The sequence below is a fragment of the Thioclava nitratireducens genome (assembly GCF_001940525.2).
Lineage (GTDB): Bacteria > Pseudomonadota > Alphaproteobacteria > Rhodobacterales > Rhodobacteraceae > Thioclava > Thioclava nitratireducens.
Genome location: NZ_CP019438.1, coordinates 143755 through 157103, shown reverse-complemented (window position 1 = coordinate 157103; position 13349 = coordinate 143755). Strand labels below are relative to the sequence as shown.

15 protein-coding genes and 1 pseudogene are annotated in these 13349 nt (G+C 63.3%); 7 read left to right on the top strand and 9 right to left on the bottom strand.

Annotated elements, in window-relative coordinates; all coding sequences use genetic code 11:
• Nucleotides 1-83 precede the first annotated feature (83 nt).
• From BMG03_RS21125 to BMG03_RS21115, 3 genes are all read left to right on the top strand, one after another.
• Nucleotides 84-500: a FadR/GntR family transcriptional regulator gene (locus BMG03_RS21125; protein WP_240497758.1), complete on the top strand. Its 417-nt coding sequence runs from the start codon at nt 84-86 to the stop codon at nt 498-500.
• A 510-nt stretch (nt 501-1010) separates the two neighbouring features.
• The gene (locus tag BMG03_RS21120) at nt 1011-1445 is read left to right on the top strand and encodes a hypothetical protein (RefSeq protein WP_244271038.1); all 435 of its coding nucleotides are present in this window, start codon (nt 1011-1013) and stop codon (nt 1443-1445) included.
• Nucleotides 1446-1447: 2 nt separating this feature from the next.
• Nucleotides 1448-1951 carry a DMT family transporter gene (locus tag BMG03_RS21115; protein ID WP_244271037.1) on the top strand — a complete coding sequence of 168 codons (504 nt, stop codon included), beginning with the start codon at nt 1448-1450 and terminating at the stop codon, nt 1949-1951.
• A 230-nt stretch (nt 1952-2181) separates the two neighbouring features.
• Here BMG03_RS21115 and BMG03_RS19580 read toward each other — a convergent pair whose 3' ends face one another.
• Nucleotides 2182-2622 carry a transposase domain-containing protein gene (locus tag BMG03_RS19580; protein ID WP_425275175.1) on the bottom strand — a complete coding sequence of 147 codons (441 nt, stop codon included), beginning with the start codon at nt 2620-2622 and terminating at the stop codon, nt 2182-2184.
• Between BMG03_RS19580 and BMG03_RS19575 the strand changes: the two genes are divergently transcribed.
• On the top strand, nt 2539-3249 hold the full coding sequence (locus BMG03_RS19575; RefSeq protein ID WP_075777548.1) for an IS6 family transposase: 711 nt from the start codon (nt 2539-2541) through the stop codon (nt 3247-3249). The genes BMG03_RS19580 and BMG03_RS19575 overlap by 84 nt on opposite strands.
• A gap of 46 nt (nt 3250-3295) precedes the next feature.
• A complete protein-coding gene (locus BMG03_RS19570) occupies nt 3296-3502 on the top strand; it encodes a hypothetical protein (protein WP_075777531.1) in 207 nt (68 codons plus the stop codon).
• 232 nt (nt 3503-3734) lie between these two features.
• On the opposite strand, the gene BMG03_RS19565 is transcribed toward BMG03_RS19570, so the two are convergent.
• From BMG03_RS19565 to BMG03_RS21110, 8 genes and pseudogenes are all read right to left on the bottom strand, one after another.
• Nucleotides 3735-4706 carry a D-2-hydroxyacid dehydrogenase family protein gene (locus BMG03_RS19565; RefSeq protein ID WP_075777532.1) on the bottom strand — a complete coding sequence of 324 codons (972 nt, stop codon included), beginning with the start codon at nt 4704-4706 and terminating at the stop codon, nt 3735-3737.
• A 53-nt stretch (nt 4707-4759) separates the two neighbouring features.
• Complete coding sequence (locus BMG03_RS19560) at nt 4760-6184, bottom strand: MmgE/PrpD family protein (RefSeq protein WP_075777533.1); 1425 nt, start codon at nt 6182-6184, stop codon at nt 4760-4762.
• 14 nt (nt 6185-6198) lie between these two features.
• Nucleotides 6199-7209 (bottom strand): AbrB family transcriptional regulator, encoded by a 1011-nt coding sequence (locus tag BMG03_RS19555; RefSeq protein ID WP_157771626.1) that lies wholly within the window; start codon nt 7207-7209, stop codon nt 6199-6201.
• Between the two features lie 49 nt (nt 7210-7258).
• Nucleotides 7259-8767, bottom strand: coding sequence for a tripartite tricarboxylate transporter permease (locus tag BMG03_RS19550; RefSeq protein ID WP_075777535.1), 1509 nt, complete (start codon nt 8765-8767; stop codon nt 7259-7261).
• A gap of 11 nt (nt 8768-8778) precedes the next feature.
• Nucleotides 8779-9240 (bottom strand): tripartite tricarboxylate transporter TctB family protein, encoded by a 462-nt coding sequence (locus tag BMG03_RS19545; protein WP_075777536.1) that lies wholly within the window; start codon nt 9238-9240, stop codon nt 8779-8781.
• Nucleotides 9241-9300: 60 nt separating this feature from the next.
• A complete protein-coding gene (locus tag BMG03_RS19540; RefSeq protein ID WP_077701425.1) occupies nt 9301-10257 on the bottom strand; it encodes a Bug family tripartite tricarboxylate transporter substrate binding protein in 957 nt (318 codons plus the stop codon).
• A gap of 102 nt (nt 10258-10359) precedes the next feature.
• Nucleotides 10360-11061 (bottom strand): GntR family transcriptional regulator, encoded by a 702-nt coding sequence (locus BMG03_RS19535; protein WP_075777537.1) that lies wholly within the window; start codon nt 11059-11061, stop codon nt 10360-10362.
• 106 nt (nt 11062-11167) lie between these two features.
• Nucleotides 11168-11275: pseudogene (locus tag BMG03_RS21110) on the bottom strand (IS6 family transposase); the annotation flags it as partial.
• 251 nt (nt 11276-11526) lie between these two features.
• Between BMG03_RS21110 and BMG03_RS19525 the strand changes: the two are divergent.
• Complete coding sequence (locus BMG03_RS19525) at nt 11527-12840, top strand: hypothetical protein (RefSeq protein ID WP_077701424.1); 1314 nt, start codon at nt 11527-11529, stop codon at nt 12838-12840.
• Nucleotides 12815-13204 (top strand): helix-turn-helix domain-containing protein, encoded by a 390-nt coding sequence (locus BMG03_RS19520; RefSeq protein ID WP_075777540.1) that lies wholly within the window; start codon nt 12815-12817, stop codon nt 13202-13204. Before BMG03_RS19525 ends, BMG03_RS19520 begins: the two co-directional genes overlap by 26 nt.
• Nucleotides 13205-13349: the final 145 nt, after the last annotated feature.

The window sequence follows — 13349 nt, the reverse complement described above, 5'->3', positions numbered from 1 at the left end:
AGGGGAAATTTCGGGGCCGGGCGCCGCTGGGGCGACCGGTAAAGGATACCCTTCTGCTGGAAGCGACTACGCCTGTGGATCTGATGGACGCGCGCAGACTGCTCGAACCGCAGGTCGCGGCGGCAGCGGCGATGCGACGGGAGTCAGAGGACATTGCTCATCTTCGCCGGTGTGTTGCTGAAGGGAAAGCGGCGCGCAACCGCGCCGAATGTGAACGGGCAGATGATGCCTTCCACCAGACCGTTGCCCGGGTGGCGCGAAACCCGGTTCTGATTGCGCTCCTACGACATTTTTCAGGCACACGTTGCCGCGCAGTCTGGCAAAGGGAATGGGATCGAACCTACCGACGCGTCGGAGTCGAAGAGTTCACCCTTGTTCATTGTGGTCACCACGAAAAGGTGGTTGCGGCGATCGCGGACAGGGATCCCCGCGCGGCGCATCGGGCCATGGCCCATCATCTCGAAGTTGTCAGTAGCGCGATGCGAGAGGCCGATCCGTAGAGACCCAGCCGATTGAGCTGCGCCCTAACGTTAGGCATGCCGAGAACCGCCCCACCGAAGGAAGCTACGTGCTGCATCTTTTCGTCTGTATCAATTATTGATCATTGCGCCAGACAGCACGTTCCGTAAGCTACCCTCGATCCGATCTCTGTTTTCGTGGGGCGTCGAAGACGGTCATCTCGCGCGGAACCGCGAGATGAAAATCGATGAAGGTCGCGCTTCCAAAAGCTCACGTCGGTTTTGTCGGCTTCGGCGTACTCTTTATGAACTTCGGTGCTTTGCGTGCGAACGTCTCCGATTGCTTCCGCTACGTCGAGTTATGCCATCCCTAAGGGTAAGCCAGCCCCCGGAGATGCATCTCCACGCCGGAAAAGGTTGACCGGGCAAGGCCCCGGCAATACCAACGATCGGAGGGCGAGATGGCGTCTCGCCCCGATCCCGTTTTTGTCCTGAACGCCCGGACCTGTCGCGCGCGCCTACCGATACCTCGGACGGCGCCGAGGAGGCATCATGGCATTATCCGCAACTCCCAGCACCGCCACCTTCGAGCACAAGCGTATCGGAATGGCGTCGATGGCGCTCGCAATGGCGCTCCTGCCGGTGGGGGACGCGATCTCGAAATCACTCACCACGGTCATTGCGCCTTTCGAGGTCACCTTGCTGCGCTCATTGGCACAGGCCGCGTTCTTCCTGCCGGTTGCGTGGGTCATGCGTCGTCACCTCGCGGGTCCGATCCTCTCGGGGGCGTCCCTCATCTCGGCCGGGCTAATCGTGACCGTGCTCTATTCGCTCATCACCGCTTTCGAGGTCATGCCCATCGCCACGGCGATCGCGATCTTCTTCGTCGAGCCGCTGCTTCTCACCTTGCTTGCCGGGCCGTTCCTTGGGAGGTTCCGGGCCCGCGTCGCTTCGCTGCCGTCGGGGTCGGGCTCGTCGGCGCGCTGATCGTGATCCGGCCGAACTTTGCCGTGTTCGGTCCGGTGGCGTTGCTGCCGCTGCTGGCCGCCCTGTGCTATGCGCTCAACATGATCGTCCTTCGCAAGGCGCGTGGCGGGCAATCCCCCCTGAGCTTCCAATTGGGCGCCTCGCTCTGCGCCGCGGGCCTCCTGCTGTTTATCGAGATACTCCGCCAACTCAGCGGGCTCGCTCCGGACCTGCCTCTCTTGCCCGGTTGGACGGGCTATGCGGTGCTCGCCGCCGGGGCGCTGTCGACAGTGACGTTCCTGATGATCACTTTTGCGTTCTCTCGCGTCGAGGCGAGCCTGCTGGCCCCGTTCCAGTATCTCGAGATCGTTGGTGCGACAGTCCTCGGGTTTCTGGTGTTCGGCGACATTCCCGACGCGCTCACGTTCCTCGGCACCGGGATCATCCTGGCATCCGGAATCTATGTCTTCCATCGCGAAAGGGTGCAGGACGGGCCTGACGAAAAGGAATTTCGCGCGCGCTCCTGAGGCGGCGGCGTCGTTCTCCGTCGTAATGCCAATCTGTCGCGTTGCGGCGGATAGAGCGTGTCATACCAGCAAGTGCGCCAAGAATTGGGAGACGGCTATCTCCTCCTTGCTGGCGCATCACGTTCGTCAAGTGGCTCGCCATTATCTCACGGAAGTGGCTTCCATCAGCGGGAGATGGCCTTGCCCGAAGGCTTGCATTCGGTAAGCGCCGGCTGCATCCCACCCCAGGTTCAGCTTGACGGCTTGAAGGTCCACGGGAGAAGTTCGTCGATGCGGCCTTGCGGATGGCCGACGGCGATGGCCTCGAGGGTGGCCTTGAGATAGGCGAAGGGTTCGACGCCGTTGATCTTTTCGGTCTCGATGAGCGATGCGATGCGTCCCCAAGCGCGCTCGCCGTCGTCATGTCCGGCGAACAATGCGTTCTTCCTATTCAGAGCGATGGGCCGGATCAGGTTCTCCACGCTGTTGGAGTCGATCTCCACCCGCCCATCGTGCAGGAAGGTCTGGCGCCCGTCCCAGTGCCGGTGGATGTAAGCGAGCGGCATCGCCAACTTGTTCGGGATGGTTCTGTTGGATAGGCGTGTGGGATGAAGATACCGTCCGAGATGCCGCGCCTGAAAGGCTACCGCTTTCCCCGTGAAATCGTTGCCTACGCGGTCTGGGCGTACCAACGGTTCGCGCTCAGCACTGCGGATGTCGAGGACCTGTTGGCGGAGCGCGGCGTGATCGTCAGCCGGGAAACGGTCCGAAAATGGGTCAACCGATTTGGCTGCCACTTCGCCACCTGCATCAAGCGCGACAGGCCAGGCGCCAGCGACAAGTGGCATCTCGATGAAGTTGTCATAGCGATCCGCGGCAAGAAACACTGGTTGTGGCGCGCCGTCGACGGGAATGGAGACGTGCTTGATATTCTGGTCCAGCCACGACGGAACGCCAAGGCTGCAAGGCGTTTTCTCAAACGGTTAGTCGGCCGGTTCGGCGCGCCGAGGGTCATCGTCACCGACAAGCTTCGCAGTTATGTCAGGCCGATCCGCGAGCTGGCGCCGGGGGCAGATCACCGAGCGCACAAAGGCTTGAACAACCGCATCGAAGGATCGCACCGCCCGACCCGCAAGCGTGAGAAACTCATGGGCAGGTTCAAGTCGCACAGGCAAGCGCAGAGGTTCCTCGCCGCCCACGACCAGATCAACACTCTCTTCCGCCCCCGCCGCTATCAACTTTCCGCCAACTCCTATCGCCATGTCAGGTCCGATGCCCATGACCTGTGGCGCCACTACGCCCTCGAGATGACCGCCTGACATTCGCCCTTCCGGCCGAACTCGTCGACCAATAACTAAGTTGGCAATGCCCCTGGAGGGACACATTCGCGGCGTCCTGAAAACCTTTGGCATCCGCATGACCGGGATCAGTCAAGGGCGGCAGCGCCAGGCGTTCCGCGATCAGCTCGCCGCGGCGGGCGAAACAGACCCGGTGCTGCGCGTCATTGCGGACGGGTTCATTACGGCCCACGCGACCCTTTGCCAGGCCGCGGCTGATCTCGATGCCGCCTAGAAACGAAAAGCGCGAGATCATTCAGTCACGCGCCGGCTGATGACTGAATAGCCCCGTGTATCGTGGACGCCTTCTTTGCTGATTTTGAGGTAATTGCACGTACAGCAATAAATGCTACATAATATTTATTACCGGCGTTTTTGCTTTACTCAGACATATTCGCTCTCTGTCTCGTCGCCGGCTAAATTGCCGCGGCGGCCCCACACCCCTCCGACCCATCTCGGGACGGCTTTCAGCTCACCGCTTCGGGATTTATGACGTTGATCGGCGCGCCTGCGTCGAACGCGTTCACCTGAGCGTAGATATCCGCGAATTGATGTTCCAGCTCGTCTTGGGTCACGAAGCCGATATGCGGCGTCGCGATGACCCGCGGATCGGTCAGCAGCACGGAGCCGGTATCGTGGAACGGCTCGTGGTCGAACACGTCGATGGCGATGCGACCGGGGCTGTTTCCCTCGAGCGCCGCTTCGAGCGCACCGGGTGCGACGAGACCGGCCCGGGATGTGTTCACGAAAATGCTCTGTGGCTGCATCGCGGACAGATCCTGCGCCGTGATCATGCCGCGGGTCTGGGCATTCAACCGGACATGCAGGCTGACAACATCGCTTTGCGCGAAGAACGCCTCGCGGCTGGGGGCCACGACCTCGCCATCCGCCTCTGCCCTCGCCCGGCCCTGCTCGGAGCCCCACCACCAGACTTTCATGTCGAGCGCACGGCCATATTTTGCGACCAGCTGCCCGATCCGGCCATAGCCAATCAGTCCGAGCTGTCGACCCGTGAGGCTGAGGCCCACGCCCGCCTGCCAGTGGCCGCTTTTCAGGCTCTCCATCTGCCGCGGCAGATCGCGCGCGGCGGCAAGCATCAGCGCCAGCGTCAGCTCTGCCGCCGCGACCGAGGGCTTGCCCTCTGCCATATCGCTGCACAGGACCACGCCATGCCGGGTGCAGGCCGTGACGTCGACATGCGGATAGCTGCTGCGTTGCGCGATCAGGCGCACCTTCGGCAACTTTGCCAGAAGCTCGGCGGTGATCGGCGTGCGCTCGCGAAACAGCACCAGCACCTCCGCATCGGCATGCCGCTCCGCCAAGCGATCCACATCGCTTTCGTGGTCGGTCCAGACCGTGACCTCGTGCCCGTCCAGCCGCTTGAAGCTGGGCAGGCCGCGCAGCGTGTCGAACCAGTCGTCGAGAATGTGAACTTTCATACGCCCCTCCGGAATCCCCTGCCGACCCATGTCGGATCGGCAGAGGCTATGCGTTATTGCAAGCTGTCGGCAAGCTGCCCGGCATCCGTCATGTCGAGGACGGCCCAAGCCTGCGCGATCAGCGCATCCTGCTGATCTGCCTCCAGAACCCCGGCGCAGCAAGAGCGGAATTTGTCTTCCACCTCGGAATCGCTGAGCGGGTTTTCCGGCCCGCCGCGATAGCGCTCATCGGCCCAGCCGCTGATCTCGCGCCCGTCCTTGAGGCGGATCGTGATCCGCGAGCGCATCTTGTCGAAGCCCTGCGCCTCGATCTCGGGGTCCAGCTCGGTGCGCATCCGGCGCTGCATGTCCTGCATCGCGTCGCTCGCCACGAAATCGTCCGAGAATTCGACCTTGCCCGCCTGCCGCGCCAGCGCGATCATCGACAGCGCCGCAGGCAGCGAGAACTTCGCCTGCAGGTGGTTCTGGGCGATCGGGTAGCGGATCGGTTTCAGGATGTTGCTACCGGCGTGAACGGTCACAGTGTCGATATCCTCGGGCTGGACGTCGGCCTCGGAAACCAGCTTGAGCATCAGGTCGATCGTCGGATGGGTCAGCACGCCGCAGGGATAGGGTTTGATCGACACGCCGGGGTTCACGATCGTCCAGGTCTTGCCGAAACCTTGCGACAGTTTCTCGGGCGATGCGCCACCGCCCTGCACGGCCATGAACCCCCAAGGCCCGTCGAACGCGTTCGGATCGGCGGTGAAGCCGCGCTTGGCGAGCATCGCGGCCGTCACCCCGTTTTCGCAGGCGCGCCCGACATGGAGCGGTTTGGTCATCGTGCCGAAATTGCAGCGGATGCCGGCGGCGAAACTGGCCGCGATGCCGAAGCCCCAGCGCAGCTCGTCGCCCTTGAGGCCCAGCAGCTTCGCGGCGGCGGCATAAGCGCCGATGGTGCCGACCGTGCCGCTCGAATGCATGCCCTGCATGTAATGGCGCGGCAGCATCCATTCCGAGATTTTGCACTCCACTTCGAACCCGGTCAGGAAAGCGAGCATGAAATCGCGCCCCGAGACTGCGCCGAGCGATTGCGCCGTCACCAGCGCCGACGACAGAGGCGGGATCGTCGGGTGCGTCAGCAGACCGTAAATATGGGCGGGGTCGATGCTGACCTGACTGTCGTCCCAGTCATGCGCGTGCCCGGCGGTGCCCAGAACGCGCGCCGCCATCGCGGCGGGCACACGCAGAGTGCTGCCCAGAAGGCGCGACTCCTCGCGGCCGCCGACATATTCGGCCTCTTGCGCGAGAATATGGACAGAGTGCTCTTCCGAGCCCGCGACATAGAGGCCGAGCGCGTCTATCAGGCAGCGCTTGCCGATCGTGAGGGCCTCTTCGGGGATATCCTCGAAAGTCACGGTCTCGACGAAGCGGGCCGCCTCTTCGGTGATCGTCGTGCCCTCGGGCATCTCGGCAAAGGCATTCTGCATTACGGACATCGTCATTCTCCTGTTCATTTTGTTCGATTTCGTGTGAGCCAGATCCAGATCGGACCGGCCAAAGCATTGGCGGCGATGCCGCGCACAGCCTGAAAGGCCGCGACGAGCGCCACGTCTTGGTGGAGGGCCTTCGCCGTCAGAACCATCTCGGCCATGCCGCCGATCGCGAAGGACAGCACCAGGGTCGACAGGTCGACCGGCATGAAGAGCGCGCAGAGCGCCGCGAAAAGCGCCATCACCACGATGATGGTGATCAGCACTGGGACGCCGACGGCGAGGGCGCGAGGGATAGTGGCGAGCCGTCTACGGTCGAACCGGGAGCCGAGCGTCATGCCGACGGTAATCTGCGCCAATGCGAGCAATCCGCCCGGCAGCTTGGCACCGACCTCGCCGCTGCCCGACGCGATGCCGACCGCGATGACCGCGCCGAGCAGCCACGCCGCGGGAAAATGAAGGCGCGCGCCCAGCCAGCCGCCGAAGGTTCCGACCGCCAGAGCTGCGGCGATCATCACCCATCCCGAATTTGCCGCGCCGATGCTGGCCGCACCGCCCGAGCCATGTTCAAAGATCGAAAACAGCGCCAGCGGCAACAGGACCACGACAAGGGCCACGCGCACCGTGTGCAGCGCCGCAATGGTGGTGCGGTCCGCCCCGAAGCGACCCGCGATATTCGCCATCTCGATGACACCGCCGGGCAGCAGCGAGAAATAGGCGGTCGCGCGATCCACCTTGCCGAACCGCTCCAACAGCGGCGCCATCAGGGCCGCCATCGCGATCCCCAGAACCGCCGCCACGCCCATGACCGGCGCCCATGTCACGATCTGCACCGCAACGTCGGGTGAAAGCGCCAGCCCGACCCCGGTTCCGATCACGATCAGCGCGGCCTTGTGCAGACCCGCCGGCACGGTGATCGCGACGCCCATCATCGCGACGACCCCGGTGACCAAAGCAGCCCCCATCAACCAGCCGAGCGGAAGATGGGACAGGTTCCACGCGGCGCCGCCGACCGCAGCCGCGGGCGCCACCGCCAGAAAGCTGCGGTCGGGTATTCTTGGAGCAGTCAGCAAATTCGCCTCACTCGTTCCCGTGCGCCAGCCGGTCGACCTTGGCGCGGCGCTTGGCCGAGATGAACCGCCCCAGCGGCGTCGACAGCACGCTCAGAAGCGCGAGCGCGAAGAACAGCAGCGCGATCGGGCGCGTCAGGAAGCCGGTCGCGTCCTGATCGAACAGGATCATCGATTGCCCGAGCGAGCTTTCGACGAGGTGCCCCAGCACGAGCCCCATGATGATCGGCGCAGAGGAGAACCCGGCGCGATTGAGGAAGAAGCCGACCAGACCGGAAATCAGCATGATGTAGACATCCACCATCGACTGCGCCCCGCCATAGGCACCGACCACGCAGAGGCAGAAGACGCCGGGCCAGAGGAACTCGCGCGGGATCATCGAAATCCGCGAGAAATAGCGCGCCCCCGCGAGACCGAAGATCAGGAAGACGACATTCGCGATCAGCATCGAGAAGAAGATCGCGTAAAGCAGATCCGGCTGGTTCTGGAACAGGTACGGGCCCGGACGCAGCCCCTGGATCTGCAACCCGCCAAGGATCACGGCAGCGGTCGCGGAGCCGGGGATACCGAGTGCCAGCGTCGGCACCATCGCCCCGCCCGTCGCGGCGTTGTTGGCGGCTTCGGGACCGGCGACGCCCTCGATCTCGCCCTCGCCGAAATTCTTGCCATTGGGCGACCAGCGCTTGGCTTCGTTATAGCCGATCATCGCGGCCATCGTGCTCCCTTCGGCGGGCAGGATGCCGATGAAGGTGCCCAACCCGCTCGAGCGTAGGATGGTCTTCCAGCAGGCGCGGAAATCCTCGCGCGAGGGCAGAGCGATCCGCCCCACCGCGATGCGTTGCAGTTTCTTCGCTTTCGCGCCCGCCTGATTGAGCAGCTCCGCCATCGCAAACAGGCCGATCAGCACCGGGATGAAATTGATGCCCTCGTAAAGCTCGGGGACATTGAACGTGAACCGCTCGACCCCCGTCAGAAGATCGACACCCACGGTCGAAAGCAGCACACCGAACGCACCCCCGATCAGGTTGCGGATCGCCGAGGAGCCGCTGATCGAGGCGAGCATCGAAAGGCCGAACACGGTCAGCGCGAAATATTCCGGCGGACCGAATTTATAGGCGACCGTCGCCAGAAGCGGCGCGGCTAGGATCAGAACGATCAGCGAGAAGATCCCGCCGATGACGCTGGCCACCGCCGCCATTCCAAGCGCGCGGCCCGCCTGCCCCTTGCGCGCCAGCGGATAGCCGTCGAACGCGGTCGCGGCGGCCGGCGGCGCACCGGGCGCGTTGATCAGGATCGCCGTGATCGAGCCGCCGAAGGTGCCCGCACAATAAAGCGAGGCCAGCATCGCGATCGCCGGGATCGGATCGAGATAGATCGTGAACGGCAGCAGAAGCGCCACCGCCATCGAGCTCGACAGCCCCGGCAGGGCACCGACGAGCACGCCCGCGATCGTGCCGAAGACGATCAGCATCAGCGTCGCGGGCTGCAGGATCGTGAGCAAACCACCAAGAATATCCATATCGGGTGTCCTTAAAGACCGAGCGCGGCGAGCGGACCGAGCGGCAGGCGCACGGAGAGCAGCAGTTGAAAGATGACGTAGATCGCGATCGGCGTGGCGAGCGCGAAGAGCACGATCGCCACGTAGCGGCGCGAGCCCCAGAGGATCGGGATCACCGTGCAGACGATGAAGAAGCCGAGCGGCAGACCGATGGTGGACAGCAGCACCGCAATCGCACCGAGGATGATCGCCGTCACCGGCACCTGCCACGCGACCGCGCCAAACCGGGTCTTGTTCTTCGGCGACAGGCCCTGCACCGTCAGCGCGAGCGAGAGCATGGCGATGACGCCGATGACGAGGCGCGGCATCTCTGTCGCGGGCATGCCTGTGGTCATGCCCATCGGATCACTGTCGAAAGTCGTCGTCGCGTACCAAAGGAGAGCGCAGATCACGAGGAGCAATATCCCCGTCACGCTATCGCGGCTGAGTGACATGGTTCACCTGTAATGCTGGAGCGCGCGCGGGCGGCATCAGGGCCGCCCGCGCAGCCGTCGTCACTTCGCGAGGCCGAGCGATTTCAGCGTCGTTTCGATGTTGGAATACATCTCGCGGATCTGGGCATCCCATTCCTCGGAGCCCGCGACGCTGGAGCCGTCCAGACCGATACCCGTCAGGTATTTCTGGTATTGATCGGTCTTCATGCCTTCGATGAAGCCTTTCTCCGCCACGGCGAGCCTGTCATCCGGCACGCCTTTCAGCGCGATGATGCCGCGCACGGTCGAGAAGTTCACACCCGGGAAGCCTTCTTCGGCCAGCGTCGGAACGTCGGGCAGGCTCGACATCCGCTTCGGCGCCATGATTGCGAGCGGCACGAAGTCGCCCGCTTCGATACCGTCGGCGGCCTCGCCGTAGTTCAGCCCGGCGGCCTGAATGTTCTTGCCCATCAGGTTGGTGACCATCGCGCCACCGCCGTCGAACGGGACGTAGGAGACCTTGGTGCCGGTCTTGTTGGCGAAGGTCATCGCGGCGATATGATCGATACCGCCGACCTGCGTCCCGCCCCATTTGATCGGCGAGGATTTGGACGCCTCGATCAGCTCGTCGATCGATTTGATGCCGCTGGCGGCATTCACCGTGACGATGATCGGATCGTCCGTGGTCCGCACGACACCTTTCACGTCATCGATCGAAACCGGGGCGCGGCCACGGGCCATCGTGATCAGATGGGTCGGCGTGATCGCCATCAGATGGTAGCCGTCTTCGGGCTGGGTCTTCGCATAGCCCATCGCCACGGCACCGCCGCCGCCTTGCTTGATATTCACGAAGACCTGTGTGCCGAGCGGCTTTGCCGCCGCGGCGGCCAAGGCGCGCGCAGTCGTGTCGGTTCCCCCACCGGCAGACGCGTGAGTGATGATCTCGATCGGTTGCGACGGATACTCGTCGGCAAGTGCGGGCATGGCAGACGCGGCGACGACAAGCGCCCCGGCCCAGAGCTTTCCAAGAACACGCATGAATTCCTCCCTTCATCGTTTCTCAGAGGACTATCGGTTAATGACCTGTAAACTGTCAACAGTTTTCGAAATGTTAATTCGCAGACCGCATAGGGCCCGCCGTTACGCCGTGTGAAGGCTTTGTTGAAGACGCGAGAAACCGCCCTCGACATGCTCGCGCATCCGGCGCTCCGCCAGATCGGGATCGCGCGCTTCGAGCGCATCGAGGATGTGCTGGTGCTCTTCGTTCGAGACCTGGATGTTATGGGCATCGACGAGGCCGCGCCGACGCATGAGGTGCAGCTGGTCGACGATTTCGCGATAACGGCTTTCCAGTGCAGGATTTTGAGCGGCGGCAATCAGCGCGTCGTGGAACTCGAGGTTGAGCTTGAAATAGCCTGCGGCATCGTCGTCTTTCACCGCGCGGTCCATCTTCTCGACCCGCTTGCGCAGATCGGCGATCGCAGCATCCGTCCCACGCAGCGCGATGAGCCTGCCGGCGAGGCCGGTCAGCGCCCCACGCAACTCATAGAGGTAGCGCGCCTCTTCCTCGGAAAGCTCGCGGACGAACGCCCCCTTGTTCGTAGTGCTGTAAAGCAGCCCCGCTTGCTCGAGGCTCCGGCAGGCTTCGCGCACCGGCCCCCGGCTGATTCCCAACCGATCCGCAAGATGGCTCTCATTGATCCGGTCGCCCGACCGCAGATGTCCCTCGATGATCATCTCGCGGATCGCCTCGGAGGCAATAGACGCCAAGGTCTGCGCGCGCCTTTGATTGATCTTCTCGACCGAAGAAATATAGCGGGCAGGTTCGGATTTCCGGGTCATCGGGCCATCTTTTGAAAACTGTCAACAACTCTCACTATTTCAGCGAAGTGCGGATTTGACAATGACCGCGTCAGACAGCTGCACATGAACCTCGCGGCGACCGGCCGTGGATCGAGGCGAAGCGCTGCAAGTGCGCGGGCGATTTGAACCCTTTCACGATCCGCTCTCGTCGTCGAATTGGTTGGTAGGAATTCTCCCCCCGATTGTTGATGCCAGCAAATCGCTTCCGCGCCGCATCAACCGATCCATGTCCGGTCGATGCAAAGCCTCGCCACACTCCACACCCCGCCCTCGATCGAAGATCTCTCTGCGGAAGCTTATGTTGAGCTCCTCCACCCGCGCCATTCTCACGGTCGGCCTGCGATCCTTTGGTTCGAAGGTTCCAGGGCGCACAACCGATGCCTGGCCGCCAGTGACCTGAGTTTAGGCTTATCTGGATTGCTCGATGGTCGAGCATATCTGTCTATGAACCGATTTTCACGACGGCGAAACCTCGACCAGCTCAAGGCTCTGAACGCGGTCTACGTAGATCTCGACTGGCACATGACGGATGAATGGCGCGGGCAGAGCCGGGACGAGGTCGAAGCGGCGATCCTGCGCCACGTCTGTGCCTCCGACCTTCCCGCGCCCTCCGTGGTGCTGCAGAGTGGACGCGGCTCTGCCCTGATCTGGCTTATCAATGAAATGCCGCCCCAAGTTTTGCCTCGCTGGCAATCGACGATGCGCGCACTCGGGGATGTGTTCGCAAGGTTCGGTGTCGATCGCTCGAGCCAGGAAGCGGCGCGCATCTTTCGGCTCCCGGGCAGTATCAATGAGAAGTCCGGACGGCGGGTGCGCGTCTCCGGCGGAAGTGCCGCACGGCACCACTTCGATGCCCTCTCCGACGAGATCTTCCAAGCTGCGGGCCTGCCCACCCGCGCTCAACTGCAAGTGCTTCGCGCAGAAAAACGCGCGAAGCGGCGCCCGACCGCTCCCGCACGCGCGATGCCTTTCGGCCTTCCCCCGGCGGCACGTTTTCGTCAGATCCGCGATGACCTCGAAGCTATCCGGATGTCGCACGGCGGGCGGCTCCCGGAGGGCCTGCGGAACACCTGGCTGCATATCTTCGCGACTTCTCTGACGCATGATCCACGAGAGACTGAACTCGCGCGGAAAATCGACGAGATGGCTCAGGTCGCGACACCTGATCTCCCCCCGCAGGAAGTCGCGGCGATCATTCGCAGCGCGGAAAAACAAGCCGCCCGGGCGCCTAGCACGACCCCGCTCAAAGATGGCCGCTATCACTATTCCGGCGCGACACTCGCGGAACGGCTCGGAATTTCAGGAGAGGACGCACGCGCCCTCGGCCTGCGCCAGATCGTGCCTGCTCAAGAACGAAAGCGTCGAAAGGCAGAGGCCGAACGGAAACGGCGCGAGCGGAATGGGGCGCAAACGCGAGCGGAATATCTTGCCGAGAACAACGCCTCGCGCCTTGAGATCTGGAAAGAATACGGCCTGAGCCGAACCACCTACTACAAGCGCAAGAAGGACGGAACGCTTCCGCCTCGCCTTGTGGCACAAGGTCCGGACAGGTCCGTGCCCGGGACAGGGGGAACCATAGGGCAGGATCGCAGCTGGAATTTCCCAGCAGCACGAAAAGCCCCCAGCCCGGCACCCGCACCCCCTACTCTGCCACCCCCTGAAAATTCTGAACGCGAAAATTTGGATTTGAACGGCGATTTCCCTCTCTCCTTTCCAACGAAAGGAAATGCCGATGCCGAAACGCTCCAAGACCTCTGACGTCGATCACGCCTCAACCCTCCTGAGTGCCGCCGACCTGCTTCGCCGCTGGCAGGCAGGGAGCGATGCGACACTCTGGCGCGCCGAGAAAGACGGCCTCCTGCTCCCGGTCCGCGAGGGCCGGCGCAGGGGCTATTCTTGGGAGACAATCTGGGCGTTTGAGGGCGGGCAGCCGCCAGCGGGAATGGAAGCCGCCTATCGACAGCGCTTGCTAACCTCCGAGCAGGCGGCAATGCGCGTGCCCTACCGGCCATCGACGCTCATCACCAAGGCGCGAGAGGGCACCCTGCCCTGCCGCAGGATCGGCACACGCGTCCGTTTTGTGGCCGCTGAGATCGATCGCTGGCTGTGCTCATGGCTGTGATCGCCGCCACTGCGCCTGAACGGCAAAACCGCAATTTGAACGGGTTTTCTACCCCTTTGAACCAAACACCCCCCGAACTTAATGGGCCAAATCTGCGTGAGCGTCTCGTTCATCTTGGTCCGAATGAACGCGCCACTCAGCAGAT

Coding starts and splice junctions, on each gene's coding strand:
- BMG03_RS19565 (WP_075777532.1), bottom strand. CDS start 4,706: ATGAAAGTTCACATTCTCGACGACTGGTTCGACACGCTGCGCGGCCTG.
- BMG03_RS19560 (WP_075777533.1), bottom strand. CDS start 6,184: ATGTCCGTAATGCAGAATGCCTTTGCCGAGATGCCCGAGGGCACGACG.
- BMG03_RS19575 (WP_075777548.1), top strand. CDS start 2,539: ATGAAGATACCGTCCGAGATGCCGCGCCTGAAAGGCTACCGCTTTCCC.
- BMG03_RS19540 (WP_077701425.1), bottom strand. CDS start 10,257: ATGCGTGTTCTTGGAAAGCTCTGGGCCGGGGCGCTTGTCGTCGCCGCG.
- BMG03_RS21120 (WP_244271038.1), top strand. CDS start 1,011: ATGGCATTATCCGCAACTCCCAGCACCGCCACCTTCGAGCACAAGCGT.
- BMG03_RS19535 (WP_075777537.1), bottom strand. CDS start 11,061: ATGACCCGGAAATCCGAACCTGCCCGCTATATTTCTTCGGTCGAGAAG.
- BMG03_RS19525 (WP_077701424.1), top strand. CDS start 11,527: ATGAACCGATTTTCACGACGGCGAAACCTCGACCAGCTCAAGGCTCTG.
- BMG03_RS21125 (WP_240497758.1), top strand. CDS start 84: ATGGACGCGCGCAGACTGCTCGAACCGCAGGTCGCGGCGGCAGCGGCG.
- BMG03_RS19550 (WP_075777535.1), bottom strand. CDS start 8,767: ATGGATATTCTTGGTGGTTTGCTCACGATCCTGCAGCCCGCGACGCTG.
- BMG03_RS19520 (WP_075777540.1), top strand. CDS start 12,815: ATGCCGAAACGCTCCAAGACCTCTGACGTCGATCACGCCTCAACCCTC.
- BMG03_RS19570 (WP_075777531.1), top strand. CDS start 3,296: ATGCCCCTGGAGGGACACATTCGCGGCGTCCTGAAAACCTTTGGCATC.
- BMG03_RS19545 (WP_075777536.1), bottom strand. CDS start 9,240: ATGTCACTCAGCCGCGATAGCGTGACGGGGATATTGCTCCTCGTGATC.